This is a genomic window from Zongyangia sp. (assembly GCF_965361945.1).
In genome coordinates this window covers 1-6,649 of the sequence record NZ_CBDTOK010000171.1, presented here as the reverse complement: position 1 = coordinate 6,649, position 6,649 = coordinate 1, and the positions used below count along the sequence as shown (strand labels likewise).

Annotated in this window: 8 protein-coding genes; all 8 read left to right on the top strand. The window is 46.9% G+C overall.

Translation table 11 applies throughout. The annotated features are described in order from the left end of the window. Window positions 1-195 precede the first annotated feature (195 nt). The 8 genes from ACZ25G_RS10330 to ACZ25G_RS10295 all read left to right on the top strand — a co-directional run bounded on the left by ACZ25G_RS10330 (window position 196) and on the right by ACZ25G_RS10295 (window position 6,531). Window positions 196-1,212, top strand: coding sequence for an aldo/keto reductase (locus ACZ25G_RS10330; RefSeq protein WP_191510189.1), 1,017 nt, complete (start codon window positions 196-198; stop codon window positions 1,210-1,212). A 29-nt stretch (window positions 1,213-1,241) separates the two neighbouring features. Next, entirely contained in the window at window positions 1,242-2,087 is an 846-nt protein-coding gene (locus ACZ25G_RS10325) for an aldo/keto reductase (RefSeq protein WP_463682395.1), read from the top strand. 15 nt (window positions 2,088-2,102) lie between these two features. Beyond that, window positions 2,103-2,660: a flavin reductase family protein gene (locus ACZ25G_RS10320; RefSeq protein ID WP_463682394.1), complete on the top strand. Its 558-nt coding sequence runs from the start codon at window positions 2,103-2,105 to the stop codon at window positions 2,658-2,660. A gap of 233 nt (window positions 2,661-2,893) precedes the next feature. Then, entirely contained in the window at window positions 2,894-3,991 is a 1,098-nt protein-coding gene (locus tag ACZ25G_RS10315; RefSeq protein WP_463682393.1) for an aldo/keto reductase, read from the top strand. A 94-nt stretch (window positions 3,992-4,085) separates the two neighbouring features. Beyond that, window positions 4,086-4,787 (top strand): DUF4405 domain-containing protein, encoded by a 702-nt coding sequence (locus ACZ25G_RS10310; protein ID WP_342680942.1) that lies wholly within the window; start codon window positions 4,086-4,088, stop codon window positions 4,785-4,787. 50 nt (window positions 4,788-4,837) lie between these two features. Continuing rightward, complete coding sequence (locus ACZ25G_RS10305) at window positions 4,838-5,227, top strand: sensor histidine kinase (protein ID WP_342680943.1); 390 nt, start codon at window positions 4,838-4,840, stop codon at window positions 5,225-5,227. Beyond that, window positions 5,214-6,101 carry a hypothetical protein gene (locus ACZ25G_RS10300; RefSeq protein ID WP_463682392.1) on the top strand — a complete coding sequence of 296 codons (888 nt, stop codon included), beginning with the start codon at window positions 5,214-5,216 and terminating at the stop codon, window positions 6,099-6,101. The genes ACZ25G_RS10305 and ACZ25G_RS10300 overlap by 14 nt, the downstream gene beginning before the upstream one ends. 52 nt (window positions 6,102-6,153) lie before the next feature. After that, on the top strand, window positions 6,154-6,531 hold the full coding sequence (locus ACZ25G_RS10295; RefSeq protein ID WP_191481704.1) for a hypothetical protein: 378 nt from the start codon (window positions 6,154-6,156) through the stop codon (window positions 6,529-6,531). Window positions 6,532-6,649: the final 118 nt, after the last annotated feature.

The following is a 6,649-nucleotide window of genomic DNA, read 5'->3' as shown; positions in this document are numbered from 1 at the left end:
ATGATCTGGACACAGTTGGTAGTAGAAATCATCATGCTGCCTGTCTCTTTGGGAATCTATGCTTTTACCTTGAAACGGTTGAGCCCCTCTGCCCAAGGACGATGATAACCTTTAGGTTGCAACTGCCAAACAAAAGGAAACTTCTGCTTTGTATCCGGCAAGCCTATAATAGAGACAAAGGAGATGACATTCGACATGCAGACAAGAACATTGGGTAAGGATCTGACAGTTTCCGCCGTGGGTCTGGGATGTATGGGCTTTTCCCACGCTTATGGGGCCCCGACGAAAGAGAAGGATACAATCAACCTGCTCCGGCAGGCGGTAGATATTGGTTACACTTTTTTTGACACCGCAGAGGTGTATGGAACACCGGCAGATCCCCATGTCAATGAACGCCTGGTGGGGGAAGCGTTGGCGCCTTACCGGAACAAGGTGATCATCGCCACCAAATTTGGCCTGCGCTTTGATTTTGCAAGCGGCAAGGTGCCTTTGCCGTTGGTTCCGGATTCCCGGCCGGAGACAATTAGAAAATCGGTGGAAGACTCGCTCAAACGTCTGCAAACCGATCATATTGACTTGTATTTTCAACATCGCATTGACCCAGCCATCAGCCCAGAGGAAGTAGCCGGCGTCATGGCGGACTTGATCCGGGAAGGGAAAATTACCCACTGGGGGATTTCAGAAGCCAACGAGGATTATCTGCGCCGGGCTCATCGGGTTTGCCCGGTGACCGCGGTACAAAACCGCTACTCCATGATGGCGAGACACTATGAATCCCTGTTTCCAGTGTTAGAGGAATTGGGAGTGGGCTTGGTGGCTTTCTCTCCCATGGCAAACGGATTTCTCACCGGCAAATATGGCAAGGGGGAACACTTCGACCGACAATACGACTACCGGGCTGCCATGCCACAGTTTACCGATGAGGCAGTGGATCAAAATCAAAAACTGTTAGAACTGCTTCATCACATGGCAAAACAGAAAAACGCCACACCTGCCCAGATTTCCATGGCGTGGATGCTCTGTAAAAAGCCATGGATTGTCCCCATTCCGGGAACACGCAAACCGGAGCGGATGAAGGAAAATATGGGCGCTGCCGCAATCCCGCTGACGGAATCGGAAATCAATGCCTTGGATGAGGCTTTAAATCATATGCAAATGTCGGCAGTTTATGGCGTAATGCCGGCCAAGATGAATCATACTGTTGCAAAATAGTTGCAATGAATAAAAAGGAGGAATTGGCCATGGAATATGCCGAGCTAAACAATGGAGTCAAGATACCTATGGCAGGCATTGGTACCTTTCTGCTGGCTCCGGATGATGCAGAGGCATCTGTTCTCCATGCGTTGGGGTGTGGATACCGTCTGATTGACACAGCCAATGCCTATCTCAATGAAAAGGCTGTGGGACGGACTATCAAGGCATCCGGGGTCGCTCGGGAGGAGATTTTTTTGGAGACAAAACTCTGGCCCAGCTTTTATGAACAACCGGACGCGGTAGAAAAGACCCTGGAACGGCTGGATACCTCTTATATTGATCTGCTCCTTCTCCACCAGCCGGCCGGAAATTATGTAGCTGGCTATCAGCTGATGGAAAAGGCTTATCAGGAGGGAAAAGTGAAAGCCATCGGCCTTTCTAACTTCACAGTGGAGCAGATTCAGGAGATACTAAAGATCTGTGAGATAAAGCCAACAGTATTGCAGACCGAAGTGCATCCTTACTCTCAAGAAAAGGAATTAAAACAATTTCTTTCCCAAGAGGGGATAGTCATCCAGGCATGGTATCCGCTGGGCCATGGAGACAAAGCGCTTATCCAGGAACCGTTGTTTACTGAACTTGCCCATAAATACGGGAAATCCAATGCTCAGATTATTCTGCGCTGGCATATCCAGGACGGCAACATTGTCATCCCCGGCTCCAAAAACCCGGCACATATTCAGGATAATTTCGCGCTGTTCGACTTTTCCCTCACTCCGGAGGAGATGGAGAAGATCGGTGGCCTGGATCGGCAAAAACGCTATTATACCAGCACCCCAGAAATGCTAAAGAGATATGCGGAGACGATTCCCGCAGTAGATGAACAGAAATAAAAAGGAGTATCTGTCATGAGAAATAATTTTGGAACAGAATCTTGGTTTTTCCCCCTGCCGGTGCTTATTATCGGCACTTATAACGAGGATGGAACCGCTGATGCTATGAATGCGGCCTGGGGCGGACTCTATGATGCCGACAAGGTGGTGCTCTGCCTGAGCGCTGGCCATAAAACCACCAAGAATATTGAGGCCCAGGGCGCTTTTACAATCAGCTTTGCGGACGCCGACCATGTGATCCCTTCTGATTATGTAGGCATGGTCTCCGCCAACACAGAACACAAAAAGATGGAGAAATCTGGCTTTCATACCACAAAATCTTCTTTTATCAATGCCCCCATTCTGGATGAATTGCCTGTAGCGCTAGAATGCAAGTTCCTCAAGTACAGCGAAGATGGAAATATCATCGGTCAAATTGTCAATGTCAGTGTTGATGAAAGTGCCCTAGGAGCAGACGGGAAGATTGACTTCACGAAATTCCGTCCCATATCCTTTGAGCCGGTCCACAGGGCTTATCATGTGCTGGGGGAAAAGGTGGGCAACGCATTCCAAGATGGTGGAGCGTTGAAATAATACTTAAAATTGTTCTCGCCAAACAGGCAAAACCGTCGTTATGGAGATCACTAGAATGGCCTATCATCCTATATTGCCGATATTTTGATCCAAGTTACGGAATTTGTTTATGCTTTATAAGCATTGATTGCGATTGGACATAAGCATTAGACATTGGGCCAATTCCTATTTATAATAGGCTTGCAAGGAATTTCATAGATTGAAATATTTGCAGTAGGGGAGAGAAACGTTTTATGGAATATCGGAAGTTGCCTCATGGAAGCGAACAAATCAGTGTGCTTGGTTTTGGTACCAGTTCCATCGGTATGGCTGGGGAGAAGGAAATGGAAGCTACAATCACCATGGCCCTGGAAAATGGGATCAATTATTTCGATTTGGCTTCTGCCGATGGGGCTCCCTTTTCCGCCTTCGGCAGGGTCCTAGCAGGCCAGCGGGAAAAAGCATATTTTCAGATCCACTTCGGCGCCAATTATCAGGGCGGTAAATATAGCTGGACAACGGATTTGGATACGATCAAGCGTTCTATTGATTGGCAGCTTAATGCCCTGAAAACCGATTACATTGACTTCGGATTTCTCCATTGTATTGATGAAGAATCCGATCTGCATCATGCCCTCAAAGGCGGCATCCTGGATTACATATTGAAGCTGAAAGAAGATGGCGTAGTCCGACATATCGGCCTTTCATCCCATACGCCAAGCATCGTGGAGACGGTGCTGGATACGGGAATTCTTGATATGCTGATGTTTAGCATCAATCCGGCCTATGATTATCAGAAAAAAGGGGAATTTGCTATTGGAGATGTGGAGCAGCGACAGAATCTTTACCGGCGTTGTGAGGCCAAAGGCGTCGGGATCTCGGTCATGAAGGCGTTTTCCGGAGGGCAATTGCTCAACGCCAGAACCTCGCCTTTTGGAAGGGCACTGACAGAATACCAATGTATTCAGTATGCGTTGGGTAAGCCTGGTGTTTTGACCGTGCTCCCCGGTGTACGCAATCGAAAAGATCTCCAGCGCATTCTCGGCTTTGTAGAGGCGGGATCAGAAGAAAAGGACTATTCGATTCTGGGAACCTTTGCTCCCCAGGAAGCGGCGGGAGTCTGTGTTTATTGTAACCATTGCCAGCCCTGCCCCGCTGGATTGGATGTGGGCCTAATTAATAAATATTACGATCTGGCGCTGGCGGGAGACGAGTTGGCGAAAGATCACTATGCCCATTTGGACACCAAAGCGGGGGATTGTATTGGCTGCGGCCATTGTGATTCCCGTTGTCCTTTTCATGTGGGACAGGTGGACAGGATGCAGACAATCCAGGCCTATTTTGGGGAATAACGAAAGCACTGCTTTACCCCATTTAAGAAATTCTGGATTCTACCTGGGAGATAGACACGAAATACATCATAAGTATGCGGGAGGATATTTTTTCATGAAACCCAAAATGATGCTAAAAATGGGGATAGACTTGATTATGACGGTTCTGTTGTTTTGCCAGATGGCCTATATGCTCATTGGCGAAACGGCCCATGAATGGTTGGGAGCCGCCATGTTTCTGCTGTTTATCCTGCACCATATCCTGAACTGGCGGTGGTATAGGAACTTGATAAAGGGAAGGTATGGCGCTCTTCGGATTTTGCAGACGATTGTGAATGTTCTAGTTTTTGTCTCCATGATTGGCCTGATGGTCAGCGGTGTCATCCTATCCCGAGAGGTGTTTGTATTTCTGCCTATTGACGGCAGTATGAGCTTTGCCCGGACACTGCATATGTTGGCGTCTTATTGGGGCTTCATCCTGATGAGTGTCCATCTCGGCCTGCACTGGGGCATGATCATGGGAATGGTGCGGAAGATGGGCGGAAAGATGAAACCCTCATCTCTTCGCACCTGGATTCTACGGATTCTGGCGCTGGTAATCTGTGGCTTTGGCGTCTATGCTTTCTTTAAACATAATATTGCCGATTATTTGTTCCTGCGCAGTGAATTTGTATTTTTCGATATGGAGCAGCCCCTTGCGCTTTTCTTCGGAGAGTACTTTGCCATGATGACCTTGTGGGCCTGTGTTTCCTACTATGTATCCAAATTGCTCCAGAAATTCTCAGGGAAGAAGCTTCCAAAAGAGTCTGATGTTTAGAGCCAACCAAGGCCTTGCTTTCATTTGAAGGAGCATGGGAAGAAAAAAATTTGGAAATCGAAACCAGTGTGGAAGAGGAAGTTTTTGTGGATACCGATGGGCAGCTGCTCTCTCTGGTTTGGAACAACCTGTTCTCCAACGCCATCAAATTTACGGAGGATAATGGCAAAATAACCCTCTCCCTGACCACGGAGGGAGAAAATGCGGTTGTGCGGGTATCGGATACCGGTTGTGGCATTCCACCAGAAGTAGGACAACATATTTTTGAAAAATTTTACCAGGGTGACACCTCTCATGCGACCCAGGGTAATGGGCTGGGGCTGGCTCTGGTGAAGCGGGTGATGGATATTGTAGGCGGAGATATTTCTGTCAGCAGCCAGGTGGGAAAAGGAAGCACATTTACAGTCAAAATCAGGAGAAAACAAAATGGAGAGGCTTAAAAAAATCGTGCACAGACTGTTATTCCCAGCAACAGCAATTGTGATTCTCAGTGTACCTGTGGCGACAGCAATGCTTCTTTACACCTTTCTTGTCGCTGGAAAGGACAGTCCCATCTCTTATATATCCTATATTGTCTCGGCCTATGCTTTGACCATTGTTTGCCTGAGCCTTACCTCGCTGATTCGAAAAGCAAATCAATGGATCAGAAAAAATCCTTATGTCAGCCGCTATCTAGAAGACATCCCATTTAAGATGCGGATTTCCCTCCATCTATCCCTTGGAATTAACTTTGTATATGCAGGGGTTCACGCGTTTTCGGGAGTCTATTACCATTCCGTATGGTTTGGAACCTTGGCTGCATATTATATTTTTCTAGCTGTCATGCGCTATTTGTTGGTACGGTATGCCCACAAAAGTGGTTTCGGGGAAAATACAATTTCCGAATTAAAACGATATAGGCTGTGTGGAGCTATCCTCATCATGATGAATTTGGCATTGGCCGGCGTGGTAATCTTGGTGCTGTATCAAAATCGGGGTTTTCATTATGCCGGGTCCCTCATTTATGTCATGGCGCTATATACGTTTTATACTACTATTATGGCGATTATCAATGTGGTACGGTATCGGAAATATCAAAGCCCGGTGATGTCGGCTGCAAAGGCTGTCAATTTGGCGGCAGCACTGGTTTCTATGCTGTCCTTGGAGACTGCTATGCTGGCCCAATTTGATAATGGTAGCACGGCTTTTCGCCAGATAATGCTTGGCGCCACAGGAGGAGCTGTATGTGCCATCATTGTAGGGATGGGAAGTTTTATGATAATTCGCTCAACACGAAAGATGAAGAGGTTGCGTGAAGAGAATTTAAAAACATGAATGGTTTTTATAGTGCCATGGTTATCCCATCAAGCAGAAAGGAAGATTGGTTATGGAAAATGGAAAAGACACCTTTTACTATACCTACTCGGCAAAACAACAGGAAGAAATTCAGAATATCCGAAAAAAATATCTGGCCAGAGAAGAAGATAAAATGGAGCTGCTTCGTCGGTTGGACCGCAGTGCTACAAAAAAAGGAGCTATAATTTCGACTGTGCTCGGTGTGGTTAGCTGCCTGCTCCTGGGCGTTGGTATGTGTTGCACTATGGTCTGGATGGACAGATGGTTTGTTCCGGGAATCGTGATAGGCGTCATTGGTATTATAGGTGTGGCTGCGGCCTATCCGCTGTACGCCCGTATTACAAAAAAAGAAAGAGAAAAGCTAGCTCCACAGATTTTAAAACTCACCGAGGAACTTTCAAAATCATAAAAAAAACGGGACAGAAAGAGCATTCTTTCTGTCCCGCTTTTTTGTGGACATCATCATCGATAGAGACTTCGTTACAGGGAGGATTTGCTTTATTCTTCCTCGCTTTTTTCTTTGTTGC